Annotated in this window: 23 protein-coding genes; 21 read left to right on the forward strand and 2 right to left on the reverse strand. The window is 57.8% G+C overall.

The annotated features are described in order from the left end of the window. The first annotated feature begins 105 nt into the window (after positions 1 to 105). Positions 106 to 1,005 (forward strand): DNA-binding transcriptional regulator OxyR, encoded by a 900-nt coding sequence (gene oxyR / locus AB5Y99_RS20375; protein WP_005354003.1) that lies wholly within the window; start codon positions 106 to 108, stop codon positions 1,003 to 1,005. A gap of 49 nt (positions 1,006 to 1,054) precedes the next feature. Here oxyR and AB5Y99_RS20380 read toward each other — a convergent pair whose 3' ends face one another. Then, positions 1,055 to 3,526, reverse strand: a complete 2,472-nt coding sequence (locus tag AB5Y99_RS20380) for a penicillin-binding protein 1A (RefSeq protein WP_257725280.1) — start codon at positions 3,524 to 3,526, stop codon at positions 1,055 to 1,057. A 300-nt stretch (positions 3,527 to 3,826) separates the two neighbouring features. Between AB5Y99_RS20380 and tapM the strand changes: the two genes are divergently transcribed. The 19 genes from tapM to AB5Y99_RS20475 all read left to right on the forward strand — a co-directional run bounded on the left by tapM (position 3,827) and on the right by AB5Y99_RS20475 (position 22,138). Continuing rightward, on the forward strand, positions 3,827 to 4,888 hold the full coding sequence (gene tapM / locus AB5Y99_RS20385) for a PilM family type IVa pilus assembly protein TapM (RefSeq protein ID WP_042082638.1): 1,062 nt from the start codon (positions 3,827 to 3,829) through the stop codon (positions 4,886 to 4,888). Further along, positions 4,876 to 5,454 (forward strand): PilN family type IV pilus biogenesis protein TapN, encoded by a 579-nt coding sequence (gene tapN, locus AB5Y99_RS20390; protein ID WP_368210735.1) that lies wholly within the window; start codon positions 4,876 to 4,878, stop codon positions 5,452 to 5,454. Before tapM ends, tapN begins: the two co-directional genes overlap by 13 nt. After that, positions 5,451 to 6,050, forward strand: coding sequence for a PilO family type IV pilus biogenesis protein TapO (gene tapO / locus AB5Y99_RS20395; protein ID WP_019446350.1), 600 nt, complete (start codon positions 5,451 to 5,453; stop codon positions 6,048 to 6,050). The genes tapN and tapO overlap by 4 nt, the downstream gene beginning before the upstream one ends. Then, positions 6,047 to 6,580 (forward strand): pilus assembly protein PilP, encoded by a 534-nt coding sequence (locus AB5Y99_RS20400; protein ID WP_005335020.1) that lies wholly within the window; start codon positions 6,047 to 6,049, stop codon positions 6,578 to 6,580. Before tapO ends, AB5Y99_RS20400 begins: the two co-directional genes overlap by 4 nt. Positions 6,581 to 6,596: 16 nt before the next feature. Then, positions 6,597 to 8,831 (forward strand): type IV pilus secretin PilQ, encoded by a 2,235-nt coding sequence (gene pilQ / locus AB5Y99_RS20405; RefSeq protein WP_368210737.1) that lies wholly within the window; start codon positions 6,597 to 6,599, stop codon positions 8,829 to 8,831. 191 nt (positions 8,832 to 9,022) lie between these two features. Beyond that, entirely contained in the window at positions 9,023 to 9,541 is a 519-nt protein-coding gene (gene aroK, locus AB5Y99_RS20410; RefSeq protein ID WP_005335014.1) for a shikimate kinase AroK, read from the forward strand. A gap of 14 nt (positions 9,542 to 9,555) precedes the next feature. Beyond that, positions 9,556 to 10,638 (forward strand): 3-dehydroquinate synthase, encoded by a 1,083-nt coding sequence (aroB, locus tag AB5Y99_RS20415; RefSeq protein WP_368210739.1) that lies wholly within the window; start codon positions 9,556 to 9,558, stop codon positions 10,636 to 10,638. Further along, positions 10,628 to 12,208 carry an SPOR domain-containing protein gene (locus AB5Y99_RS20420; RefSeq protein ID WP_368210741.1) on the forward strand — a complete coding sequence of 527 codons (1,581 nt, stop codon included), beginning with the start codon at positions 10,628 to 10,630 and terminating at the stop codon, positions 12,206 to 12,208. The genes aroB and AB5Y99_RS20420 overlap by 11 nt, the downstream gene beginning before the upstream one ends. 70 nt (positions 12,209 to 12,278) lie before the next feature. Beyond that, on the forward strand, positions 12,279 to 13,151 hold the full coding sequence (locus AB5Y99_RS20425) for a Dam family site-specific DNA-(adenine-N6)-methyltransferase (RefSeq protein WP_368210743.1): 873 nt from the start codon (positions 12,279 to 12,281) through the stop codon (positions 13,149 to 13,151). 189 nt (positions 13,152 to 13,340) lie between these two features. Next, positions 13,341 to 14,015: a ribulose-phosphate 3-epimerase gene (gene rpe, locus AB5Y99_RS20430; RefSeq protein WP_005335006.1), complete on the forward strand. Its 675-nt coding sequence runs from the start codon at positions 13,341 to 13,343 to the stop codon at positions 14,013 to 14,015. Beyond that, on the forward strand, positions 14,002 to 14,670 hold the full coding sequence (locus tag AB5Y99_RS20435; RefSeq protein ID WP_064335704.1) for a phosphoglycolate phosphatase: 669 nt from the start codon (positions 14,002 to 14,004) through the stop codon (positions 14,668 to 14,670). Before rpe ends, AB5Y99_RS20435 begins: the two co-directional genes overlap by 14 nt. 42 nt (positions 14,671 to 14,712) lie before the next feature. Beyond that, positions 14,713 to 15,717: a tryptophan--tRNA ligase gene (trpS, locus tag AB5Y99_RS20440; RefSeq protein ID WP_005362251.1), complete on the forward strand. Its 1,005-nt coding sequence runs from the start codon at positions 14,713 to 14,715 to the stop codon at positions 15,715 to 15,717. Between the two features lie 118 nt (positions 15,718 to 15,835). Then, positions 15,836 to 16,051 (forward strand): hypothetical protein, encoded by a 216-nt coding sequence (locus AB5Y99_RS20445; protein WP_005334997.1) that lies wholly within the window; start codon positions 15,836 to 15,838, stop codon positions 16,049 to 16,051. Positions 16,052 to 16,072: 21 nt separating this feature from the next. Beyond that, positions 16,073 to 16,654: an aminodeoxychorismate synthase component II gene (locus AB5Y99_RS20450; protein ID WP_151286599.1), complete on the forward strand. Its 582-nt coding sequence runs from the start codon at positions 16,073 to 16,075 to the stop codon at positions 16,652 to 16,654. Positions 16,655 to 16,930: 276 nt separating this feature from the next. Beyond that, on the forward strand, positions 16,931 to 18,148 hold the full coding sequence (locus tag AB5Y99_RS20455; protein ID WP_040066904.1) for an aspartate aminotransferase family protein: 1,218 nt from the start codon (positions 16,931 to 16,933) through the stop codon (positions 18,146 to 18,148). Positions 18,149 to 18,224: 76 nt separating this feature from the next. Further along, positions 18,225 to 19,244 carry an arginine N-succinyltransferase gene (astA, locus tag AB5Y99_RS20460; protein WP_005334994.1) on the forward strand — a complete coding sequence of 340 codons (1,020 nt, stop codon included), beginning with the start codon at positions 18,225 to 18,227 and terminating at the stop codon, positions 19,242 to 19,244. A 72-nt stretch (positions 19,245 to 19,316) separates the two neighbouring features. After that, positions 19,317 to 20,786 (forward strand): succinylglutamate-semialdehyde dehydrogenase, encoded by a 1,470-nt coding sequence (gene astD, locus AB5Y99_RS20465; RefSeq protein WP_323888230.1) that lies wholly within the window; start codon positions 19,317 to 19,319, stop codon positions 20,784 to 20,786. Positions 20,787 to 20,845: 59 nt separating this feature from the next. Then, positions 20,846 to 21,643, forward strand: coding sequence for a DUF1338 domain-containing protein (locus AB5Y99_RS20470; protein ID WP_368210747.1), 798 nt, complete (start codon positions 20,846 to 20,848; stop codon positions 21,641 to 21,643). 234 nt (positions 21,644 to 21,877) lie between these two features. Beyond that, the gene (locus AB5Y99_RS20475) at positions 21,878 to 22,138 is read left to right on the forward strand and encodes a hypothetical protein (protein WP_076491277.1); all 261 of its coding nucleotides are present in this window, start codon (positions 21,878 to 21,880) and stop codon (positions 22,136 to 22,138) included. Between the two features lie 84 nt (positions 22,139 to 22,222). On the opposite strand, the gene AB5Y99_RS20480 is transcribed toward AB5Y99_RS20475, so the two are convergent. Then, positions 22,223 to 22,825 (reverse strand): HAD family phosphatase, encoded by a 603-nt coding sequence (locus AB5Y99_RS20480; protein WP_111900747.1) that lies wholly within the window; start codon positions 22,823 to 22,825, stop codon positions 22,223 to 22,225. A gap of 173 nt (positions 22,826 to 22,998) precedes the next feature. Between AB5Y99_RS20480 and AB5Y99_RS20485 the strand changes: the two genes are divergently transcribed. Further along, complete coding sequence (locus tag AB5Y99_RS20485; RefSeq protein WP_368210749.1) at positions 22,999 to 24,375, forward strand: MDR family MFS transporter; 1,377 nt, start codon at positions 22,999 to 23,001, stop codon at positions 24,373 to 24,375. The last annotated feature ends 19 nt before the right edge of the window (positions 24,376 to 24,394 follow it).

Consider the following 24,394-nt stretch of genomic DNA (forward strand, 5'->3'; position numbering starts at 1 on the left):
GTTTTGGAGGGGCAGCCAGAGAGGTTCACCGCGAGCGGATGACTTGTCCCGCCGGACGATATTGTGCATGCTGATGGCCCATTTTCCAGGCAGGACTCTTGCTGTATGAATCTTCGCGATCTCGAATATCTGGTGGCGCTGGATGAGGAAAAACATTTTCGCAAAGCCGCTGAACGCTGCTTTGTCAGTCAACCCACCCTGAGCGGCCAGCTGCGCAAGCTGGAGGATGAACTCGGGGTCATTCTGATCGAACGTACCTCGCGCAAGGTGCTGTTTACTCCGGCTGGCGATGCTATGGCCCATCAGGCGCGTCGGGTGCTCAAGGAGGTGCGCGAGCTCAAGAGCATCGGTCAGCACTTCTCCGAGCCGATGTCCGGGGAGATCCATATCGGTTTTATTCCGACCGTGGGCCCCTACCTGTTGCCCCGCATTATCCAGACCCTGCGTGAGCGTTTTCCCCAGCTGGAGTTCTACCTCTATGAGGAGCAGACCCAAACCCTGCTCAAACGGCTGGAAGAGGGGGAGCTGGATTGCGTCATTCTGGCCGAGATGCCGGGGATGGAGGGATTTGGCTCAATCCAGCTCTACCACGAGCCGATGTGGCTGGCGGTGCCTTGCCATCACCCCGAAGCACAGGCTAGACAGGTGCCGCTTGGCAATCTCAAGGGCAAGAAATTGCTGATGCTGGCCGATGGCCACTGTTTGCGGGATCAGGCGATGGGATTTTGTTTCGCTGGCGGGATAGGTGAGGATCAACGCTTCAAGGGCACCAGTCTGGAGACGCTGCGCAACATGGTGGCCGCCGGTAGCGGCATGACCCTGGTACCAAAGCTGGCCGTACCTGCCGATCATGATGAGGGCGGGGTGAGCTATCGACCAGTGGTTGACCCTGTGCCGGGGCGTACCATCTCGCTGCTCTATCGCCACTACTCGGTGCGTCGCCCCTGCTTCAATGAGTTGGCCGCCTCGATCGCCACACTGATGAGCAAGCAGTTGGCCCAATAAAAAAACCGGCAGCCAAGGCTGCCGGTTTTGCTTCTGCCGCGAGAGCAGCTTAGAAGATATCGTCGGTTGAGACAGGCCCTTCCACATCGGGGTTGTCACCGCCGTAGACCTGATTGCCATCCGAGCTCGGTGCTGCGTAGCGGGTCGGCTCGGTCCCTTCCTTGAAGTATTCGTCGGTTCCGCCACTGGTTGCCAGCAGGCCGGTTTCGCTATCAATCTTCACCGTCATGATCCCCTCGGGAACCGGCATCTTGTGCTCAGGCAGCTTTTTGAGGGCGACTTTCATGAAGTCGATCCAGATAGGCTGCGCGGCGCCACCGCCAAATTCGGCACGGCCAAGACCACGCTGGTGGTTGTCAAAACCGATCCAGGAAGTAGCAACGATGTCCGGGGTGTAGCCGGAGAACCAGGCATCCCGCGATTCGTTGGTGGTACCGGTTTTACCGGAGATGTCGTGACGTTTCAGGTCGCGGGCTGCACGCCAGCCGGTACCACGCCAGCCGTTGCCACCCCAGATGGCTGTGCTCAGGGTGTCGGTGATCAGGAACGCACTCTGGGCACTGATGGTATGCGGTGCGATGGTTGGCGCGAGAGGGGTCTGCGTGCCATCTTGTGCGGCTCCATCAACAGTTGGCTCCGGCAGTGTGCTCTGCTCGGGTGCGGCCTGCTGTTCGCAGGTGGTGCAAGCAATAGCAGGATTGGCCTGATAGAGGGTGTTCTCCAGACTGTCGGTCACTTTGTCGATGAAGTATGGGGTCACCAGGAAGCCACCGTTGGCCAGTACCGAGTAACCACGCACCACTTCGAGAGGGGTGAATTCGGCAGCGCCCAGTGCCAGCGACTCATGGGGAGAGATGAAGTCGCGGGGGAAGCCAAAGCGGGTCAGACCGTCGATATAGGTATCCAGACCGATGGCGCGCATCAGTCGAACCGACATCACGTTCTTGGACTTGGCCAGTCCCAGACGCAGCGGAGTGGGACCATCATAAACGGCCGGGGAGTTCTTGGGCTGCCACATGGGCCCTTTGGATGGATCCCACTGGTTGATCGGCGCATCGTTGATGAGCGATGCCAGGGTATAGCCATGCTCCAGCGCGGTCGCATAGAGGAAAGGCTTGATATTGGAACCGATCTGGCGACGCGCCTGATCGACCCGGTTGAATTTGGAGAGTTCGAAGCTGAAACCACCGACCAGTGCTTCCAGCGCCCCATTTTTCGGGTTCATGGCAACCAGCGCGGCGTTGACGTCCGGGATTTGGGCCAGCAGCAACTCTTCGCCCTCTTCCCGCACCCAGATCTGGGCGCCGACTTTCAGCACATCGCGCGCCGATTTCGGGGCATAGCTCTGACGGTCGTCGGTAATAAAGGAGCGGGCCCATTTAATGCCGTTCCAGCCGAGCTCTGCTTCCTTGCCATTTTTCAGTACCAGCGTGGCGCTGCGATCGCCGAGCTTGGTCACGACCGCCGCCATCAGCGGATCGTAAGTGGGCTGTTTGCCAAGGTGAGCGACAATCTGCTCGTAATCCCAGGCTGGCTCGCCAGCCTTCCACAACTGAGCCGTCGGGCCGCGATAGCCATGGCGCATGTCATAGGCAAAAACGCCATCCAGCAGCGCCTGTCTGGCTGCCCGTTGACGTTCGGCAGAGACGGTAGTGTAGACGTGCAGGCCCATGGTGTAAGCATCTTCACCGAACTGCTCGACCATCTTCTGGCGCACCATTTCACCGAGATAAGGGGCGTGCAGGGTCACTTCGGCGCCGTGAAAACGGGCCTTGATCGGCATTTTGGACGCTTCGTCAAACTGGGCCTGGGTGATCTTGCCGGTTTCCAGCATCCGGCCCAGCACCACGTTGCGGCGCGCAAAGGCCCGCTCGGGGGAGCGGATGGGGTTGAGCATGGAGGGAGCTTTCGGCAGACCGGCAATGATGGCGATCTCGTCCAGTCCCAGATCCTTGACCTCTTTACCAAAGTAAACCTGTGCCGCAGCACCGATCCCGAAGGAGCGATAACCGAGGGGGATCTTGTTGAGGTAGAGTTCGAGGATCTCGTCTTTTGAGAGATTCTGCTCGATCCGCCAGGCCAGGAAGACCTCCTTGATCTTGCGGATGATGGTCTTCTCATTGCTCAGGAAGAAGTTGCGGGCAACCTGCTGGGTGATGGTACTGGCCCCCTGACGGGCATGGCCGGAGACAGCCCAGACGGATGCGGCTCGAATGATACCTATCGGGTCAATGCCCGGGTGCTCATAGAAACGTGCATCTTCGGTCGCCAGTACGGCATCGATCATGGGTTGCGGAATTTCGTCCAGACGCAGCGGAATGCGACGAATTTCGCCATATTGGGCGATCAACTCCCCATCCCGGCTGTAAACCCGCATCGGGGTTGCCAGCTTGACGTCACGCAGTGCGGTGACATCGGGCAGTTGGGGTTTGATATAGAAGTAGATACCGATGAGGCTGGCAACACCCAGCACAGCACCCAGCATCATGACAATAAACAGGCGAACGAGCCATTTCAGCATGGAAGAACTACCAATCGTCTTAAAATTAGCCAACGGGCGCAGAGTATAGCCCTTTTGCCATCGGGAATTCGAGGTTTTCCTGTGGCGAGCCACCCACCTCAAAAGGATGCGAGAGGTTAGCACTACAGGGAGCAATAACCAAGGAGGGCCACTTGCCATGAAGAAAGCGAGATGGGTCACTTTTCGGCATAAACTTTATGACATTGATAGTTAGAGCATTTAGGATGAGTGAAGCACTCCTCTGATCGGGTGTCCTACACTCTGTTCAGGAATAAAACCAAATAACGCATGGATGTGTATATGTTTGGGCTTTTTAACAAGGGATCCCTCCTCCCTCTGGTGGGCATTGATTTTGGCAGCCAGACCATCAAGGCCGTTACCCTCAGTGGCCGACCTGGCAAGCTTCATCTCGAATCTGTCGCCGATATTGCCACCCCGAAAGGGACGCTGGTTGACTATCAATTGCAGGATATCGAGCGCGTCAGCCAATCTCTCAAGACTCTCAAGCGGCTGATCCCAGCTCACAGCGACTATGCCGCCACTGCGGTGACCGGCTCCAACGTGATAACCAAGGTGATCCAGATTGATGCCCGCCTCAGCGACAAGGAGCTGGAGAGTCAGGTGCAGCTGGAGGCCGAGCAGATCATTCCCTTCCCCCTCGATGAAGTGAGTCTCGATTTTGAGGTGCTGAGCACCAACAATAGCGAAGATCGTCAAGATGTGCTGCTGAGCGCAGCCCGCACCGAGAGTGTCAACGGCCGGGTCAGCGCCCTTGCCGAAGCCGGTATTGCCGTCAAGGTGGTGGATGTGGGCGCCCATGCGCTGGGCCGTGCCGTGGTGGCCTGTCTGCCCGAATTGCAGGAGAGTGAACGGCCGATCGGGGTGATAGATATCGGTGCCAGTGCCATGACCTTTGCGGCGCTGGTCAAGGGAGAGGTGATCTACTCCCGCTTGCAAAACTTCGGCGGCGATCAGTACAGCCAGGCGCTCTCCTCCTTTTATGGCATGACGCTGGATGAGGCTGAGCAGGCTAAAACCAAAGGTACCTTGCCTGTTGACCATGAGCTGGATGTGTTGATGCCCCACATCAACTCGCTGCTGCAGCAAGTGCGGCGCAATATCCAGCTGTTTTGCAGTTCATCCGGTTATCGCGACATCGCAAAACTGGTGCTGACGGGGGGAGGCAGTCTGCTACCCGGTTTGTTGGTACAGGTAAAAGAAGAGGTCAATTGCGAGGTGTTGCACCCGGATCTGTTCGCCCTGTTTGGCAAGCCGAAAGGGGAGGCCGAGCTGGTACATGGTGCTAAATATATGACGGCATTCGGGTTGGCTCTGAGGAGTTTCACACCATGTCAAATATAAACCTTCTACCCTGGCGTGAAGCCCGGGCCCAGCGCCAAAAGAAACAGTTCGGGGCCTTGCTGGGGATTTTTGTGCTGGCCACGGTCGCGCTGGGATTTTTTGCCAACTGGCTGGTTGATCGCCAGATCGTCGCCCAGCAGCAGCGCAACCAGAGGCTGGTTCAGGAGATGACTATCCTGGATGCCCAGCTGGGGGAGATCCGTTTGCTCAAAGAGCGTCGCAAGGAACTGATCGATCGGATGCAGCTCATCGAGCAGTTGCAGATGCGCCGCAATGTGCCCGTCCGCCTCTTCAATCAGCTGCCTTCATTGGTGCCCAACGGGGTTTACCTCAACACCCTCTCGATGCAGAACAATATTATTGATGTAAATGGCAAGACCGAAGCCTATGGTCGGGTGGCCAGCATGATGCGGCGGATTGATGGTTCCGGTTGGTTGGGTCAGGCAAAGATAAGCACTATTTTTGCGGCTGATGTTGCGCCAGTGTCATTGAGCCAGTTTTCCATGATGTTCCTGATCGCCAACAATGCTGCGACTGCAGGGAATGTGGCCAAGGAGCAACAATGAACCTTCAGCAACTCAACGAGTTGGATATCAATGACATAGCAAGCTGGCCAAAATGGGCAAAAGGGGTCTTCATCTTTTTCTGCTGCGTGTTGACCGGCGGCGCCATCTACTACTACGTGATTGCCAACTCACTGACCAGTTTGACTCAGGAAGCGGGGAAAGAGACCGAACTGAAAGCCCAGTTTGAAAGCAAGGCGATGCTGGCTGCCAACCTGGGGGCATACAAGGCGCAAATGGTTCAGCTTGAGCAACTGGTCGATACCCAGCTCAAGCAGTTGCCCAATACCCATGAGGTCGCCGGTCTGCTGGACGATATCAGCTTTATTGCTACCGACAACGGCTTGAAATTGAACCGGATCAACTGGGAACCCGAGGTAAAGCACGAGTTTTCAACCGAGCTACCAATGCGTATCGAAGTCGTGGGCACTTACCATGAAATTGGCAAGTTTACCGCTGACATGGCCGCTTTGCCCCGTATCGTCATCCTTGACTCCTTCACTCTGGGTCAGAGCAAGGATGAAGGGGAGCTGATTTCGATGTCGATGCTGGCCAAGACCTACAAGTACAACGGTAAAACAGTGGAGCCGAAACAATGAGACGCATCTGCTGGTTATTGCCTGCCCTCTTGCTGGCGGCCTGTGGTGGTCAGGAGGACATGGATAGCTATGTCGCCCAGACCAAAGCAAGGCCACCCATACCTATCGAGCCCTTGCCCGAGCTGAAGCCTTTTGCCCCTATGCACTACCAGCAACGCGAGTTGCGCAGCCCCTTCATGGTTCCCCAGCCTGAGGCGACGGTCGGAAGTACAAGTACTGCCAAGGCCCAGCCGGATTGTGCACAGACCCTGATGGATCGTGAGAAAGAGGTGCTGGAAAATTATTCGCTGGCCAGTCTGTCGATGCATGGTTCTTTGGGTAAGGCGGGTCAGTTGTGGGCCTTGATCAGCACCCCGGATGGCAAATCGATGCGGGTCGGGCTCAACCAGTATATGGGGCTTGATCAGGGCCGGGTCATCAAGATCACTGACACTGCCGTGGATTTGCTGGAAACCATTCCGGACGGGAAGGGGTGCTGGGTAACAAGAGAAACCCAGTTGGCAATGGCCAATGTGCAAGAAAAACAATAATCAGGGATGAACAGCAATGAGAACAACAATAGAGAGTGTATCCAAAGTGGCTTTGCTGTTTTGCGCCAGCGCCCTCAGTCAGGCGTGGGCAGTGGCAACCCTGCAGGAGATCAAGGTCAATCCGCTGCTTGCCGATCAATTGCTGGTGGAGCTCAGTTTCAGTGAGCCGGTCACGGGCTTTACCGATCGTCTCTCTTACCAACCCAATCAGTTGTTGTTGCATGTTCCCGGTGCGGTAGGGGCGCTGAAAGTGAACCCGCTGCCGATCCAGCGCCTGGGGGTAGATAATATCAAGGTTGAGGGTAAGGGCGCAGGTCTGGATATCAAGATCGCACTCGATCAGCTGGCCCCCTATCAGGTTCAGCAACAGGGGAACAAATTACTGGTGTCATTGGGCGAGGGGGCCTCTTCCGGGCTCATCAATGGTGAGAGCGCGCTGATTGCACCCGCAACCTCGGCTACTCCTGTGCCAGCGCCCTCTTCGATGGCGGCCACACCCTCTCCCTCGGCGCTGCTCAATCCTCAAGTCGTTGCCCGGTCTATGCCTGTTGCACCCGTGACAACGCCGGTAGCCACGCAGCCTGCCAGCAAGCCGGTGCTTAACAACTATCAGAGCAGTGGGGGCGGTGCCTATTTCAACTCGGTTACCGGTGTGGATTTTCGTCGTGGCAAAGATGGCCAGGGGGAGTTTCTGGTCACGCTGGATAACAGCTCGGCCGCTGTTGATGTGAGCAGCCGCGGCCAGACCGTACTGGCCAAGTTTCATGGCACTCGGGTACCGGATGGCTTGCTTAATCTGATCAACGTGCAGGATTTTGCAACGCCGGTCTCTCAGGTTGAAGTCTCCCGGCAGGGCAGCGATACCCTGTTTGAATTGTCAATCAATGGTCAGTTTGATTACCGTTACGATCAGGCAGACAAGCTCTTCATTATCGAGGTGAAAAAGCGGACGACGGCCACGGCATCCAAGCAGTATCAGGGAAAGCCCATCTCATTGAACTTTCAGGATATTCCAGTCCGTACCGTATTGCAGCTTATTGCCGATTTCAACAACCTTAACTTGGTAACCACAGATTCGGTATCAGGCAATATTACCCTGCGTCTGGATGGGGTGCCGTGGGAGCAGGCGCTCGACATTATTTTGAAGGTGCGGGGTCTGGATAAGCGGTTGGATAACAACATCTTGCTGGTAGCGCCTGCAGAAGAGATCGCAACACGCGAGAAGCAACAGCTGGAGAGCCGAAATCAGGTTGCCGATTTGGCTCCGCTCTATACCGAATATCTGCAGATAAACTATGCCAAGGCCTCGGAAGTGGCTGCCCTGCTCTCTTCCGAAAGTACCAAGTTGCTGTCACCCCGTGGTGCGGTCAGCGTGGACGAGCGAACCAACGTGCTGGTGGTCAAGGATACCGCCGATGTCATCAGCAGCATCAAACGGATGCTCGATATTCTCGATATTCCGGTCAAGCAGGTGGTTATCGAGGCGCGGATGGTGACCATTGATGACGGTTTTGATGAAGCGCTCGGGGTGCGGTGGGGGGTGACCAAGAATGATGGTCATGGCAACAGTACGTCCGGCTCCATCGAGGGGAATGATGGCTCTGGTAACAACAACGGCAGTTCTGCGATTAATCCCAGCCCTCGGCCATCAGCAGACGATCGGTTGAACGTCAACCTGCCGGTGACCAATGCCGCCGGTACTTTGGCCTTCCAGGTTGCCCGTCTGGCTGATGGCACCTTGCTGGATCTCGAGTTGTCGGCGCTGGAAAAAGAGAGCAAGGCCGAGATTATCGCCAGTCCGCGCGTGACCACGGCGAACCAGAAACCGGCGCTGATCGAGCAGGGTACCGAGATCCCCTATGTGGAGTCCTCTTCCAGTGGCGCTACCTCGGTTACCTTCAAGAAGGCGGTATTGAGCCTGAAGGTTACTCCGCAGATCACCCCTGACAATCGGGTGATTCTCGATCTGACCGTGACCCAGGATACCAAGGGTGAAACGGTACCGACTGGTACCGGTGATGCGGTTTCCATCAACGCCCAGTCCATCACCACTCAGGTGTTGGTGAACAATGGCGAGACGCTGGTACTGGGCGGCATCTATCAGCAGACCATCAAGAGCGATGTGACCAAGGTGCCGCTGCTTGGCGATATCCCCGGATTGGGGGCCCTGTTCCGCAAGACCACCAGCGAGAACAAAAAGCGGGAGTTGCTGATTTTCGTGACGCCCAAGATAGTCACCGACGCCTTCTGAATGCTTTACATGTGAAGGTAAAACACATATAACCTTACGCCCCAATGAGGCTGGGGCGTAAGGGCTGCGGTTGCCAGTCCCGATATCTATTGAGATAATCCCCCTCCTGATCCATCGCAAGATAAGGTTCATAGGTACCCCGATCCAGTATTCATCGGGGTCGTACAGTTTGTAATTACTAACGAAAAGACATGGCTGAGAAACGCAATATTTTCCTGATAGGTCCCATGGGTGCGGGCAAGAGCACCATAGGTAGACATCTGGCAGAACAACTGCATATGGAGTTTTTCGACTCAGATCATGAGATTGAGCGCCGCAGTGGTGCTGATATCGGCTGGGTGTTCGATGTTGAAGGCGAAGAAGGTTTCCGGATTCGCGAAGAGAAGGTGATCGGCGAATTGTCAGAGCAGCAGGGTATCGTGCTGGCGACGGGTGGCGGTGCCATCAAGAGTCGCGAAACCCGCAACAAGTTGTCTGCTCGCGGCATCGTGGTCTACCTCGAAACCACTATCGAAAAGCAGCTGGCGCGCACACAGCGAGACAAACGCCGCCCTCTGCTACAGACCGAAGAACCGGCACGCGAAGTGCTGGAACGTCTGGCACAAGAGCGCAATGCCCTGTATGAAGAGGTTGCCGACTTTGTTGTGCACACCGATGACCAGAGCGCAAAAATCGTTGCCAATCAAATTGTAAAGCTGATCGGTATGTAATCTAGAGGACGTCCATGGAACGGTTGAAGGTCGAACTGGGTGAACGCAGCTATCCCATCGAGATAGCTGCCGGGTTGTTGCAGCGCCCCGAGGCGCTGGTATTGACCATCAAGGGCAAGCGGGTGATGATAGTGACCAACACGGTCGTTGCTCCGCTTTATCTTGAACAGGTAACCGCTCTGCTGTCGGGTTTTCAGGTTGAACACCTGATCCTGCCTGACGGCGAGGCGTACAAGAACCTGGCGACCTTTGAGCAGATCATGTCTGCTCTGCTTGAAACCAACCATGGGCGCGATACGACACTGATCGCTCTGGGGGGCGGCGTGATCGGGGATGTGGTGGGCTTTGCGGCAGCAAGCTATCAACGTGGCATTCCTTTTATCCAGATCCCGACCACTCTGCTCTCCCAGGTTGACTCCTCTGTTGGCGGTAAAACCGCTGTCAACCACCCCCTCGGCAAGAACATGATTGGGGCTTTTTATCAGCCCAAACAAGTTGTTATCGATACCGAATGTCTGAGTACCTTGCCAGCCCGCGAATTTGCCGCAGGGATGGCCGAGGTGATCAAGTACGGCATCATTTGGGATGCTGATTTCTTCAGCTGGCTGGAGCAGAACATGGTGCGTCTGCAACAGCAGGAACCTGCCGCGCTGGCCTACGCCATCAAACGCTGCTGCGAGATCAAAGCCGATGTGGTCGGTCAGGATGAGACCGAGCACGGCGTCCGTGCGCTGCTCAATCTTGGTCACACCTTTGGTCATGCCATCGAGGCCGAGCAGGGGTATGGCAACTGGCTGCATGGTGAAGCGGTATCCGCTGGCACCATGCTGGCTGCCTGGACTGCGCAGGCCCGTGGCGATATGAGCGAAGCGGACGTTGCGCGAGTGCGCGCCCTGCTGCTGGCCGCCAATCTGCCCATTCATGCGCCTGCCGATATGGATTTCGCTGCCTTTATTCGCCATATGCGCCGTGACAAGAAGGTGCTGGAAGGCAAGCTGCGTCTGGTGTTGCCGGTTGGCATCGGCCATGCGCAGGTGGTGGGGGATGTGTCCGATGCCGAGTTGCTGGCGGTGATCGAGTCTGGTCGTGACGAATAAACTGCTAAAACTTCCTTCCCAGCGGCAGCTGGTTGACCGGCTGCTGCATCTGATTGAATTCAATCACCCTTTCATTTTTCTCTCCGGTAAACCCGGTTGTGGTCGCGGTACCCTGTGCGAATCCCTGCTCGGCGTGTTGCCGGAAAAAGTGCGGGTGGTAAGCCTGATTGGTACACCTGCCATGAAGATGGTGGATGTGCGCCAGCTGTTGCTGCCACAGGTGGTGGCGCGCCCGCTCTTCAATCCACAGGATGCGCTGGCGGAGAGCTTCTTTCGCATGCTGGAGGGGAGCAAGCCAGCCACCCTGTTGCTACTGATAGAGCGGGCCGACCAGTTGCCAGCCGAACTGCTGGGAGAGTTGTGGGCGATCATCCGTCATAACGATACCCTGGCGGCGCCCCATCAGCTGGCCATTATTGTCTCGGGCAGTGACGTCTGGTGTCGTACCCAACGGCCGCAGCTCAAAGGGCGTGCCATGCCAGCCCTTGAGCTGGAAGTGCCGCCCCTGAGCCCGCCCGAGCAGCGCATCTTCTTGTATGAAAAAGCCAAAGAGCTCAAGATCCCGGCGACCCTCTTGCCCAAGCCGCAAGTGGAGGAGATCCTGAAAACGGCGAACGGACATCCGTCCACCATCATGCAGTTACTGGAGGATATCATGACCGACAGAAGGCCTAAGAAGCGTCAGGCGGAGTTGCCTGTCAAGAAGATTGCCACCGCTATCGCGCTGGTCGCTGGCGGCCTGCTGGCGCTGAGCTACCTGCTGCCTGCGCTGTTTGACAATGAAAGCAAACCGGCACTGCAGGATCCGGCGCAAAACACGGCATTGCCGATCCCGGTAGCGGGAGGCGATCCCCTCACCGCTGGCGGTTCGAATACAGATTCCGCTGCACAAGGCGCGCAAAACAGCGCTGCAGCCAGTAATCCCAATGGGGTTGTGAAAGATTGGCAGCCGGAGGCGAAAGTGCTGCCCAAATCGGTGGAGAGCGAAACTGTGACCACCGAATCAACCAATTACGAAGGGCGTCGGGTGGTGATCTCTGACGAGGTCGTGCAAAAGCTGATGACCGAACCCAAGGTGAGCGGCGCACTGCCTACTGACGTGGTGGACGAGCTGACCGGCAAGGCCCCGAACGGCACAGCCCCCAGTGGTGCAGTCGCAACCACAGCACCAACCAGCACTAGCAAGGTACAGAACCCGGTGACAACCGCAACGCCTGCGGCCACCACCAAAACCGCCAGCAACGAGCCGGTTGCCGCGCCAGCACCCAAGGTGGCCCTGACACCGGTCGCCACCTTGAACAAGAAGCCGCGTAACCACTACAGCGTTCAGCTGATGGGGGCGAGCAACACCAAGGCGGTGGATCAGTTTGTCGCCGAGCATGGTCTGGCGGGCAAGGTATGGGTCTATCAGACCAAATTCCGTGGTAGCCCCTGGTATGTGGTGCTGCAAGGGGATTATGCCGGTCTGACCCAGGCCAAGAGTGCCATTCGCAAGCTTCCGCCAGCTTTGCTGAAAGGTCAGCCCTGGCCCAAGTCGTTTGCACAGGTACAAAAAGAGCTGAAGCAATAGCCTTGATACCGGATAAGGGGGTAGAATCGTCCCCCTTTTTGGGTCTTGCCTTCTTACACACCGGATTTCCATGAAAAAAACACGCGCTTTTTTAAAATGGGCCGGGGGAAAATACTCCCTGGTTGAAGAGATTGCCGAGCGCCTGCCGGCCGGGCGTGTGTTGCTGGAGCCCTTCGTCGGGGCCGGGTCTGTGTTTCTCAACACCGACTACGACGCGTATGTGCTCAACGACATCAATCCGGATCTGATCTGCCTGTACAACCACCTCAAGCTGACGCCGGACAGTTTCATTGCCGAGGCGCGCAAGCTGTTTGTGGCAGAGCACAACCACAAGGCGGCCTATTACCGGCTGCGTACCCAGTTCAATCAGACCGAGACCACCTTCGAGCGGGCACTCTTGTTCCTGTTTCTCAACCGTCACGGTTTCAACGGACTGTGCCGCTACAACAAGAAGGGCGGCTTCAATGTGCCGTTCGGTTCCTACAAGAAACCCTATTTCCCGGAAAAAGAGCTGTGGGCCTTTGCCGAAAAGGCGCAGAAGGCGACCTTTATCTGCGAGAGCTACGCCGATGCCATCAAGCGCGCCGAAGAGGATTGGGTTATCTACTGTGATCCACCCTATGCGCCGCTCTCCACTACGGCGAGCTTCACCACCTATGCCTCCGGTGGGTTTACCCTGGATGATCAGGCGATCCTGGCGCGATTGGCCCGCCACACAGCGGCTCACAAAGGGGTGCCGGTGCTGATCAGCAACCACGATATCGAGCTGACTCGTGAGCTTTATCGCGGTGCCCGCCTCGACGAAATCCTGGTCAAGCGCACCATCAGTCGCAACGGCGGCACCCGCAACAAGGTGGCCGAGTTGCTGGCGCTCTATCCCCCCGGAATCGAACCTGAGCAGGGCTACTATCCCAGCGACAGTGAACTACTGCCACTGGTGTAACAGACCATGCGGCGCCCAAGGGCGCCGTTTTTTATGGGCGAGTCCGCGCCCGTGCCGATGCCCCAAAACCCGGGTGGCTGGGGGAGGGGAGGCGATTGCCCCATTTACCCCGCATTCGAGTCGTTTTCGCCCGCCTTTTACGTTAAAATTGCGCCGTTTTTTCTCCCTGGCTGCCAATGGATGATGCTGATGAAAGACTTTCTGATTGCCCCCTCGATCCTCTCTGCCGATTTTGCCCGTCTGGGTGACGATGTAGCCAAGGTACTGGCTGCCGGTGCCGACGTGGTTCACTTCGACGTGATGGACAACCACTATGTCCCCAACCTGACCATTGGCCCCATGGTCTGTCAGGCGCTGCGTGACTACGGTATCGAGGCCCCCATCGACGTGCACCTGATGGTCAAGCCGGTGGATCGCATCATTCCCGATTTTGCCAAGGCGGGTGCTTCCCTTATCACCTTCCATCCGGAGGCGTCTGACCACGTCGACCGTTCTCTGGGCCTGATCAAGGAGATGGGCTGCCAGGCGGGTCTGGTGCTCAATCCGGCCACCTCGCTCTCCTGCCTCGAGTATGTGATGGACAAGCTGGACGTGATCCTGCTGATGTCGGTCAACCCGGGCTTCGGTGGCCAGAGCTTCATCCCCGGTACCCTCGACAAGCTGCGTCAGGTACGTCGCCTGATCGACGAGAGTGGCCGCGATATCCGTCTCGAGATCGATGGTGGGGTGAAGGTCGACAACATTCGCGAGATCGCCGAAGCGGGTGCCGACATGTTTGTCGCCGGCTCTGCCATTTTCAGCCAGCCTGACTACAAGGCGGTGATCGACAAGATGCGTGCGGAGCTGGCTCATGTCACACGCTGAGCGCGCATTTGATTTGGTGCTGTTCGATCTGGACGGCACCCTCATTGACAGTGCCGCACAGCTGGCGCTGGCGGTCAATCTGACTCTGGCTGATCTGGGTCTGGAACAAGCTGATGAAGTGGTTATCCGTACCTGGGTCGGCAATGGTGCCGACAAGCTGATCCAGCGGGCGCTCGCCTATCGCGAGGCCGATCCCGAGCTGTTTGCCAAGGCCAGACCGATCTTTTTCCAGCACTACAACGCTTGCCTGCTGCAAGGGCTGGCGATGTATGAAGGGGTGGCGCAGAGTCTGCGCCGTCTGCAAAGCCTGGGCTACAAGCAGGCGATCGTCACCAACAAGCCGAGCGACTTTGTCGCCCCTATTCTCGATGCCCTTGGCATCAGCGATTGTTTCGAACTCTGGCTTGGCGGCAACTGCGTGCCGGTCAAGAAGCCGAGCCCGGAGCCCTTGCTGCACGCTTGCCAAGAGTTGGGGGTGAGCCCGGCTCGCACTCTAATGGTGGGCGACTCAGAAAATGACGTGCTGGCGGCCAAGGCGGCTGGCATGAAGGTGGTGGGTCTTACATACGGCTACAACTATGGCCGTCCCATCGCCGACTCCCATCCAGACTGGGTATTCGAGCAGTTTGCCCAGCTCGATGCACTTTTGGTCTAATAGCGCAGCTGGGCTGGCTGAATAACAAGGATTAACACTCTCATGACTAAACCAATCGTATTGAGCGGAGCGCAACCCTCCGGTCAACTGACCATCGGCAACTACATGGGGGCCCTGCGTCAGTGGGTCAACATGCAGGATGAGTTCGACTGCCTCTACTGCATCGTCGACCTGCACGCCATCACCACTCGCCAGGACCCGGCTGCCCTGCGCAAGGCTTGTCTGGACGCAGCCGCCCTCTATCTGGCGGTCGGTATCGATCCCAAGAAGAGCACCGTCTTCATCCAGTCTCACGTGCCGCAGCACGCTGAGCTGGGCTGGATCCTCAACTGCTATACCCAGATGGGTGAGTTGTCGCGCATGACCCAGTTCAAGGACAAGTCCGCCCGTTTCGAGAACAACGTCAACGTCGGCCTGTTCGGTTATCCGGTGCTGATGGCCGCTGATATTCTGCTCTATCAGGCCAATCAGGTACCTGTCGGCAACGACCAGAAGCAGCATCTGGAGCTGACCCGCGACATCTGCACCCGTTTCAACAACCTCTATGGTGAGGTATTCACCATGCCGGAGCCCTTCATTCCGACCGAAGGGGCGCGGGTGATGAGCTTGCAGGATCCGACCAAGAAGATGTCCAAGTCGGATGACAACGAAGCCAACTTCATCGGCCTGCTGGAAGATCCCAAGCAGATCGTCAAGAAGATCAAGCGTGCGGTGACCGACTCCGACGAGCCGGCGGTGGTGCGTTTCGATCCGGAAAACAAACCGGGTGTCTCCAACCTGCTGACCCTGATGTCCGGTGTGACCGGCCGCTCCATCCCCGAGCTGGAGCAGCACTTCGAAGGCAAGATGTACGGTCACCTCAAGACCGAAACCGCCGAAGCCGTGGTTGCGCTGTTGGAACCGATCCAGGCCCGTTTCCATGAGTTGCGTCAGGATGAGGCCCATCTGATCGCGATTCTGGCAGAAGGCGCACAAAAGGCGCGCGAAAGAGCTGAAAAAACCCTGACCAGCGTATATGATGTAGTCGGCTTCGTTCCTCGAGCCTGACATACTGGGAAGGTGTAGTAGAAGAGAGCTGGGTATTTGCCTGGCTTTCTTTATTTTCTGCCTAGCTATTTTGTTTAATTTCTTTATTTTAACCTGGGTAATATCCCCAAGAGAAAGCATGCCTGTTCAACCAACTATTTCTGCTGAAGAGCTGAGTGACAAAGGTCACTGGCTACGTAAATTTCGCAAGGCGAAAAACCTCAATACCCTGCAGTTGATGGTCTCCAATGCCATCGACAAGCACCATAAAACCCCTGCCGTTGCTGCCGCCATCTATCTGGCCGAGTGTCAGCGTGAACGGGAAATGGAACAGGGTCGTTATCTCGATCGTTAATTCTCCGCTGTTGGTTATCTCATGCTGTTGTTGATCGATAACTACGACTCTTTTACCTGGAACCTGGTGCAATATTTCGGCGCCCTGGGACAAGAGGTTGTGGTCAAGCGCAATGATGAACTGACGCTTGATGCCATAGCGCAGCTCTCCCCCCGTTTTCTGGTGATCTCTCCCGGTCCCTGTACGCCCAATGAGGCGGGGATCTCTCTCGACGCTATCAGCCACTTTGCTGGCAAGCTGCCCATTCTCGGCGTCTGTCTCGGTCATCAGTCGCTGGCGCAGGCCTTTGGCGCCCGCGTAGTGCGTGCCCGTCAGGTAATGCACGGCAAAACCTCGCTCATCCGCCATTGCAATGAGGGGGTGTTCAAGGGGCTCAACAACCCGCTTCGGGTGACTCGTTACCATTCACTGGTGGTGGAGCGCGACACGCTGCCCGACTGCTTCGAGATCACCGCCTGGAGCGAGCATGCCGATGGCTCGTTTGACGAGATCATGGGGCTGCGCCACAAGACGCTCCCTGTCGAGGGCGTTCAGTTCCATCCGGAGAGTATTTTGAGCGAACAGGGCCATCAGTTGCTGGCCAACTTTCTGGCGCGTTCATAAAAAGTTGTGATCGCCTTCTCAAGTTTGAGAGAAGGCAAAAAAAATTTCCCTGACACTTTATTCACCCCCTCTCCTGCCCAAATTATCTCTTGCCAAGCCCCCCTGAGTCGTTATGCAATGCGGTTGCCTAAAATCTCAAGAGCAATCGAACATTGTTCCTTATAGGCCGTCTTGTTACAGACTTTTTACTTTATTTCTGTGATAATCCCGTCACGTTTACACGGATTTAACTTTTGGGCGGTGGATTATTCTGTCGCCGAATCGAAGGAGAGCTATATGTCAGAGTTGTTGGCAGTGACACGTGAAGTGTTTGATGAAGTGATGGTTCCCAACTATGCGCCCGCCAAGATCATCCCGGTGCGTGGTGAAGGGTCACGTGTCTGGGATCAGGAAGGGCGCGAGTATGTCGACTTCGCCGGTGGCATCGCCGTCAACGGTTTGGGTCACTGTCATCCCAAGCTGGTCGAGGCCCTGAAAACCCAGGGCGAGAAGCTGTGGCACCTCTCCAACGTCATGACCAACGAGCCGGCCCTGCGTCTGGCCAAGAAGCTGGTCGCCGCCACCTTCGCCGACAAGGTCTACTTCTGCAACTCCGGCGCCGAAGCGAACGAAGCCGCTCTCAAGCTGGCTCGCCGCTACGCCATCGAGAAGTTTGGCGAGCAGAAGACCCAGATCATCGCCTTCAATCAGGGCTTCCACGGTCGCACCTTCTTTACTGTCAGCGTCGGTGGCCAGGCAGCCTACTCCGATGGCTTCGGTCCCAAGCCCGGTGACATTACCCATGTTCCCTACAACGATCTGGCTGCGCTGGCCGAGGTGATCTCCGACAACACCTGCGCCGTGGTGATGGAGCCGCTGCAAGGGGAGGGTGGCATCATTCGTCCTACCGACGAGTTTGCCAAAGGGGTGCGCGAGCTGTGTGACAAACACAATGCCCTGCTGGTGTATGACGAAGTGCAGTCAGGGGTTGGCCGGACCGGTGATCTCTATGCCTATATGGGGCTCGGCGTCACGCCGGACATCCTCACCAGCGCCAAGGCGCTGGGTGGCGGTTTCCCCATCGGCGCCATGCTGACCACCGACGAGATTGCTTCTTACCTGAAAGTGGGCACTCACGGCTCTACTTACGGCGGCAACCCGCTGGCCTGTGCGGTGGCGGAAGCGGTGATCGATGTGATCAATACCCCGGAGGTGCTGGCGGGCATCAAGCAGCGCGAACAGTTGTTCCGCGATGGCCTTGAAGCCATCAATGCCAAATACCACTGCTTTAGCGAGATCCGCGGCAAGGGTCTGCTGCTGGGCGCGGCCCTGAGCGATGCCTACAAGGGGCGTTCCCGCGACTTCCTGCTGGCCTCCATCGATCAGGGGCTGATGGCACTGGTGGCTGGTACCAACGTGGTTCGTTTTGCCCCTTCACTGGTGATCCCGGAAGCGGACATCAAGGAAGGGTTGGCCCGCTTCGAGAAGGCGGTTGCCCAGGTGGTTAACGCCTGATTCCAAATTGAGGTGGGGAGCTCTCCCGGCAGGAGCCGGGACCCCACCTGTCGTCAATGAAAGGGAGTTGTCATTTATGTTGGTTATCCGTCCCATCGAGCAAAAAGATTTTGCCGGGCTCAAGACCTGCGCCATCGAGTCCGGCACCGGCATGACCTCGTTGCCCGTCAACGATGAGTTGCTGCAGCGCAAGATCGATGCCTCTACCCAGACTTTTTCCGACAAGCCCGCAGGCAAGGGGGACTGCCTTTACTTCTTCGTGGCTGAGGATCTGGAGACCGGCGAGATGGTGGGCACCTGTGCCATCGATGCCGCGGTTGGCCTCTCCCAGCCGTTTTACAACTACCACATCGGCAAGGTGGTGCACTCTTCTCCCAAGCTCGGCATCTACAACGTCGTTGAAACCCTGACCCTCTCCAACGACTACACCGGCAACTCCGAGCTTTGCACCCTGTTTTTGCGCGAATGTGCCCGCGAGGGGCTCAACGGCCGCCTGCTCTCCAAGCACCGCTTCCTGTTTATGGCCGAGCACCCCGAGCTGTTTGACGAGACCGTCTTCGCCGAGATGCGCGGCGTCTCCGATGCCAACGGTCACAGCCCCTTCTACGAGTGGCTGCAAACCCATTTCTTCTCGATGGATTTTCCCACCGTCGACTATCTGACCGGCATCGGCAAGAAGCGCTTTATCGCCGAGTTGATGCCCAAGTACCCGATCTACGTCAATTTGCTGAGCAAGGAGGCGCGGGCCGTTATCGGTCAGACCCACGAGAAGACCCGTCCAGCCATCAAGATGCTGCAGGACGAGGGCTTCGTGAACCGTGGCTACGTCGATATCTTCGATGCGGGCCCCACCGTCGAGTGTGACGTGAAGAATATCCGCAGTGTGCGCCGCAGCAAGAAGCTGCGGGTGTTGGTGGGCGAGCCCATCGGTGGCAAGACCCACCTTATCTGCAACAGCCGTTTCGAGCATTACCGCGCCTGCTACGGCAATATCCGGGTCGATCTCGACAAGCACGAAGCCATTATCCCGCCCAAGATGGCGGCGGCACTCAAGGTGCAGGATGGCGACATGGTGCGGGTGGTTGACCTCGACTGAGGCAAACAGGACAAGCAAACCGATTATCAGACAGGCAGCCGAGGCTGCCTGCCAGCGACAGGGAGTGAATGGATGAGCCAGTTAGTGCAATTTATCGACGGTCAGTGGCTTGCCGGTGAAGGCAAGCCGTTCGAGTCACGGGATCCGGCCAAGAACGAGGTGATCTGGCAGGGGGCTACCGCCAGTGCGGCGCAGGTCGATGCCGCCGTCAAGGCCGCCCGTGCCGCCTTCTACCACTGGGCGGACATGAGCCTTGAGGATCGTCTGGCCATAGTGCGTCGTTATGCCGACCTGCTTGGCGAGCAGAAAGAGGTGCTGGCCCTGACCATCGCCCGCGAAACAGGCAAACCGCTGTGGGAGACCCGCACCGAAGTAGCCGCCATGCAGGGCAAGATTGCCATCTCCATTCGTGCCCATGACGAGCGTACCGGCACCGTTGAAAATGCCATGCCGGGCGCCAAGGCGTTTGTCCGTCACAAGCCCCACGGTGTGGTTGCGGTGTTCGGCCCTTACAACTTCCCGGGCCATCTGCCCAACGGCCATATAGTCCCGGCGCTGATTGCGGGTAACGCCGTGGTGTTCAAACCCTCCGAGCTGACACCCATGGTGGCCGAAGCCATGGTCAAGGTGTGGCAGGAGGCGGGGCTGCCCAAGGGCGTGCTCAATCTGGTGCAAGGGGAGGTCGAGACCGGCAAGTCGCTGGCTGGCAACCCGGATATCGACGGCCTCTTCTTCACCGGCTCCTCCCGCACCGGGCATTTCCTCCATCAACAGTTTGCCGGCCAGCCGGGCAAAATTCTGGCCCTCGAGATGGGCGGCAACAATCCGCTGATCGTGAAAGACGTGAGCGACATAGACGGCGCCGTCCATGCCATCGTCCAGTCGGCGTTCATCACTTCCGGTCAGCGCTGTACTTGCTCTCGCCGTCTGTTTGTCGAGCGCGGTGAGCGGGGCGATGCCCTGGTCAATCGACTGGTCGAGGTGGTCGGCCAGATCAAGGTCGGCCTCTATGACGCCGCCGAGCAGCCTTTCATGGGTTCGATGATAAGCGAGAAGGCAGCACAGGGCATGGTCGAGGCGCAAGCCAACCTGCAGCGCCTCGGTGGCGAGAGCCTGCTTACCCTCAAGCACCTGGAAGCGGGCACCGGCTTTGTCTCCCCGGGCATTATCGATGTGACCTCAGTGAGCGAGCTGCCGGATGAAGAGTACTTCGGCCCGCTGCTGCAACTCATTCGCTATGACGATTTCGATGCCGCCATCGATCAGGGCAACGCCACCCGTTATGGTCTCTCGGCCGGTCTGCTGGGGGACAAGGAGGCGGACTGGCACCACTTCTTCAAGCGGATCCGCGCCGGTATCGTCAACTGGAACAAGCCCATCACCGGTGCCTCCAGTGCAGCGCCGTTTGGTGGCATTGGCGCCTCTGGCAACCACAGGGCTAGCGCCTACTACGCCGCAGACTACTGTGCGTATCCGGTTGCCTCTGTCGAAGACAGCAAAGCCGCTATGCCGGATCAACTGTCGCCCGGCCTGCGCTTCTAATAACGACACGGGGCATCCAGCGGTGCCCCCATCTGTACCCGCAATCAAAGGAAAGAGAGATGCAAAAGGATATCGACACCCTGTTCAGCCATCTGTGGGACAACTACATCAAGGTGACCCCGAGCGCCCTCAAGGTGCACACCCTGCTGGGTGGCGGCGAGCCCATCGTCAACGATCACGTGGCGTTTCGTACCTACAACCTGCCCAAGCTGGGGCTGGAGAAGCTGGCCGCCCACTTCCTGGCGCTCGGTTACGAGCAGAAGGGCGAGTATGTCTTCAAGGCCAAGAAGCTCTACGCCAAGCACTTCGAGCATCAGGATTCGGATGCTCCCAAGGTGTTTATCAGCGAGCTGAAGGTGGAAGAACTCTCCCCAGCGGCGCAGGCCATCATCCACAAGCTGGCGGATCAGGTGCCCGAACATCTGACCGATACCCCGGCATTTCTCTACACCGGTGCCCCCTGGCAGGTCTCCTATGCCGATTATCAGACCCTGCTGGCGGAGAGCGAGTACGCGGCCTGGATGGCTGCATGGGGCTATCGTGCTAACCACTTCACGGTCAATATCAACAAGTTGAAGGATTTCGACACCATCCATCAGGTCAATGCGGCGCTCAAGGCGGCGGGTTTTGTGCTCAACAGCGTGGGTGGCGAGGTGAAAGGGGACCCGCAGGTGATGCTGGAGCAATCCTCCACCATGGCCGACAAAGCCGAGGTGCCGTTCAGCGATGGGGTGCGTACCATCCCGAGCTGCTTCTACGAGTTTGCCCTGCGCTATCCGCAGGCCGATGGCGTGCTCTATCCGGGCTTTGTCGAGGCCTCGGCGGACAAGATCTTCGAATCGACGAATGCCATGTAACGGGAGCCACCCTGTTTCAGTCGCAACGCCTCCTTTGTGGAGGCGTTTTGTTTGGCGCAGAGTGACGGTGGCGAGTGTTGTCTGACGCCGCGTGGGGAGGGGATTTGTACGGCGCTCAACCGGTAAATGTGTGTTGATAAAAATGTGAACTAGATCACTTGAGACGACACAGATTGACGCTGGCGGTGGAGCAAAAAGGAGTAGAATGGCGCTTTATTTTTGCGGGGCCAATCGATGCCTAACTATCACTTTTTCAAGCAGGGTCAGGCGCTTACCTATCTAGATGCCAATGCACCCAGCTATAGCGATGAGCGTCGTCAACTGGTCGAACAGGGATTTGCCGCCATCGCCGCCCCCACCTTTGCAGATACCCCGGCCGAAGCCCTTGAGCTGCTTCGCACTCATCAGGCACTACAGGATGAGGCCAACGCCAACGCCCTTTGTCTGACGGTTGCCACTATTCCGGCGGTGATCGCAACTCTGTCTGGGCACTGACGCTGCCGCCAAGCTCACGTAAACAAAAAATGGTGCCACTGTGATGGCACCATCCTATCGGTTTGTCTGCTTGCCCTGAGCCGTTTAGCGCTGGTGCAGGTCACCTTCGATAACCAGCACGGTATCCATCCCCGCCGCCTTGCCAGCCTCAAGCCCGATGCGGGTATCTTCAAACACCAGACAGTTGGCCGGATTGGCGCCGAGCAATTCGGCCACCTGCAAGAAGGTATCAGGGTGCGGCTTGTGGTTGGTGACATCATCGGCGCTCACCACCACAGAGATATAGGCATCGAGCCCGGTACTTTTCAGGATGGAGTCCGCCTGATTGCGCGGTGAGCCGGTGCCAATCCCCATCTTCACCTTGCCGTGATAGTGCCTGACCAGCTCCCACATCTTGGGAAAGACGCTGACCTTGTCGATATGTTCCATATAGAGGGCAATCTTGCGACGGGTAAAAGCCTCGACATCCACCGTCAGCCCCTGCTGCTCGGCCAGCATGGCGATGATCTTGCGGGTGGGAATGCCGCCGTACTGATAGAGCTGTTCCCGCTCGAAGGGGATGCCGAATTCGGCGCAGGTGAGCTCCCAGGCATCCAGATGAAGGGGCATGGAATCGACCAAAGTGCCATCCATATCGAAAATCAGGGCATCGTAGTGATCAAACCCGTACTGCTCACGCTCGCTCATGGGGGCTCCTTGAATCAAATAGAGCAGGCTAGCAGAAACGGTCGGCGTTTTGTGGGATCGGCCTCATGGTTGGGCAGATTGCGGCCGCCGTTTTTTCTATCTCTTGCTGATTTGTGAGACAATAATCCGTTCATTGCCGGATACTTTGGCATATCAGATCTGCGAGTCCGCTTATGACCTCGAAAATATCCCCCAAAACTATTTTCTCCAGTGTGGCGCTGGTGATCGCGCTTGGTTCACTGGAAAAGAGCATAGTCACTACCCCGCTGCCCATGATTGGCGCCGAGCTGCACGCTGGGGCCGCCCTTACCTGGGTGGTCACCGCCTACCTGCTGGCTGCCACCGCCGTGTTGCCTCTCTACGGCAAGCTGAGCGATCTCTTTGGCCGGGTGCGGATGCTCAATATCGGCATCGGCCTGTTTCTGGCTGGCTCGGTGGCCTGCGCGCTCTCCCTGGATCTGCCGACCCTGTTGGCTGCACGGGTGCTGCAAGGGCTGGGAGGCGGCGGCCTGATTGCCCTCGCGTTTACCGTGATTGCCGACACCATTCCGCCGCGGGAGGTGGGCAAGTATCAGGGTTACATCTCAGCGGTCTATGCAGTCTCCAGCATCGCTGGCCCCTTGCTTGGCGGCTACTTCACCGAGCAACTCAGCTGGCGCTGGATCTTCTGGATCAATCTGCCGCTCGGGGCGCTGTCGGTCTTTCTCATCAACCGCAACCTCAAGCAGCTCAACGTGCGCCGCCACAGTCGCTTCGACTGGAAGGGGGCGGGTCTGCTGATTACCGTCACCACGCTCACCCTGTTGCTGCTCTCGCCGGAAGCGGCGCTGCCTGCAGTCTGGCTCTCGGCGGCGCTGGGCGTCGCGTTGCTGCTGCTGGTTCTGATTGAGCGGCGTGCCCACGACCCCATTCTGCCTGTCCATCTGGCCCGGCTGCCCGGCTATCTGGTGAGCGTGCTGCTGGTGATGCTCTCCCAGTTGCTGATGTTTGCCGTGCTGGTCTATCTGCCGTTGCAGATGCAGTGGCAGAAGGGGATGAGCGCCAGCGAGAGCGGCGCCATCATGGTCATCTTCATGATCTGCATCACTGCCGGGGCCTTTGTCGGTGGCAAGCTGATTGGCCGTACCGGTCACTACAAAAGCTTTGTTGCGGTCGGTTTTGCGCTGGCGGCAGTGGCTCTGTGGCAGATCCACTTCGATGCCTGGGTCAAGCTGGCGCTCGGGTTTGCCGGTATTGGTCTGGGTCTGGTGCTGCCCGCCCTCTCGGTGGTGGTACAGAATGCCCTGCCACGGGAAGATCGCGGCATCGGCATGTCGCTGTTCAACTTCGGGCGGGAGCTTGGCGGTGCCGTCGGCGTGGCCATCTGCTCCATGCTGTTTCATTTCCGCCTGCCAGCCGGCAGCGGTGGCGATCTGAGCCGGCTCGCCCCCGATCTGCTGGCCCCGGGCTTCAGCGCGACCTATATCGGCATGGCATTGATCGCCACGCTGGCGCTGCTCATCACCCTGCTGGCGTTGAAGCGCCACGAGCTGGCCTCCATCAGCGCCTGATTTGGCCTGCGCCGATATT

The organism is Aeromonas sp. R4-2, assembly GCF_040908295.1.
Taxonomy (GTDB): domain Bacteria; phylum Pseudomonadota; class Gammaproteobacteria; order Enterobacterales; family Aeromonadaceae; genus Aeromonas; species Aeromonas veronii.

Excerpts from the sequence above, each read along its gene's own strand:
- tapO (WP_019446350.1), top strand. The coding sequence starts at position 5,451 with ATGAACCTTCAGCAACTCAACGAGTTGGATATCAATGACATAGCAAGC.
- AB5Y99_RS20400 (WP_005335020.1), top strand. The coding sequence starts at position 6,047 with ATGAGACGCATCTGCTGGTTATTGCCTGCCCTCTTGCTGGCGGCCTGT.
- AB5Y99_RS20380 (WP_257725280.1), bottom strand. The coding sequence starts at position 3,526 with ATGCTGAAATGGCTCGTTCGCCTGTTTATTGTCATGATGCTGGGTGCT.
- tapN (WP_368210735.1), top strand. The coding sequence starts at position 4,876 with ATGTCAAATATAAACCTTCTACCCTGGCGTGAAGCCCGGGCCCAGCGC.
- AB5Y99_RS20480 (WP_111900747.1), bottom strand. The coding sequence starts at position 22,825 with ATGAGCGAGCGTGAGCAGTACGGGTTTGATCACTACGATGCCCTGATT.
- tapM (WP_042082638.1), top strand. The coding sequence starts at position 3,827 with ATGTTTGGGCTTTTTAACAAGGGATCCCTCCTCCCTCTGGTGGGCATT.
- AB5Y99_RS20450 (WP_151286599.1), top strand. The coding sequence starts at position 16,073 with ATGCTGTTGTTGATCGATAACTACGACTCTTTTACCTGGAACCTGGTG.
- AB5Y99_RS20435 (WP_064335704.1), top strand. The coding sequence starts at position 14,002 with ATGTCACACGCTGAGCGCGCATTTGATTTGGTGCTGTTCGATCTGGAC.
- astD (WP_323888230.1), top strand. The coding sequence starts at position 19,317 with ATGAGCCAGTTAGTGCAATTTATCGACGGTCAGTGGCTTGCCGGTGAA.
- AB5Y99_RS20485 (WP_368210749.1), top strand. The coding sequence starts at position 22,999 with ATGACCTCGAAAATATCCCCCAAAACTATTTTCTCCAGTGTGGCGCTG.
- rpe (WP_005335006.1), top strand. The coding sequence starts at position 13,341 with ATGAAAGACTTTCTGATTGCCCCCTCGATCCTCTCTGCCGATTTTGCC.
- AB5Y99_RS20455 (WP_040066904.1), top strand. The coding sequence starts at position 16,931 with ATGTCAGAGTTGTTGGCAGTGACACGTGAAGTGTTTGATGAAGTGATG.
- AB5Y99_RS20475 (WP_076491277.1), top strand. The coding sequence starts at position 21,878 with ATGCCTAACTATCACTTTTTCAAGCAGGGTCAGGCGCTTACCTATCTA.
- trpS (WP_005362251.1), top strand. The coding sequence starts at position 14,713 with ATGACTAAACCAATCGTATTGAGCGGAGCGCAACCCTCCGGTCAACTG.
- pilQ (WP_368210737.1), top strand. The coding sequence starts at position 6,597 with ATGAGAACAACAATAGAGAGTGTATCCAAAGTGGCTTTGCTGTTTTGC.
- oxyR (WP_005354003.1), top strand. The coding sequence starts at position 106 with ATGAATCTTCGCGATCTCGAATATCTGGTGGCGCTGGATGAGGAAAAA.
- AB5Y99_RS20425 (WP_368210743.1), top strand. The coding sequence starts at position 12,279 with ATGAAAAAAACACGCGCTTTTTTAAAATGGGCCGGGGGAAAATACTCC.
- AB5Y99_RS20470 (WP_368210747.1), top strand. The coding sequence starts at position 20,846 with ATGCAAAAGGATATCGACACCCTGTTCAGCCATCTGTGGGACAACTAC.
- aroB (WP_368210739.1), top strand. The coding sequence starts at position 9,556 with ATGGAACGGTTGAAGGTCGAACTGGGTGAACGCAGCTATCCCATCGAG.
- astA (WP_005334994.1), top strand. The coding sequence starts at position 18,225 with ATGTTGGTTATCCGTCCCATCGAGCAAAAAGATTTTGCCGGGCTCAAG.
- AB5Y99_RS20445 (WP_005334997.1), top strand. The coding sequence starts at position 15,836 with ATGCCTGTTCAACCAACTATTTCTGCTGAAGAGCTGAGTGACAAAGGT.
- aroK (WP_005335014.1), top strand. The coding sequence starts at position 9,023 with ATGGCTGAGAAACGCAATATTTTCCTGATAGGTCCCATGGGTGCGGGC.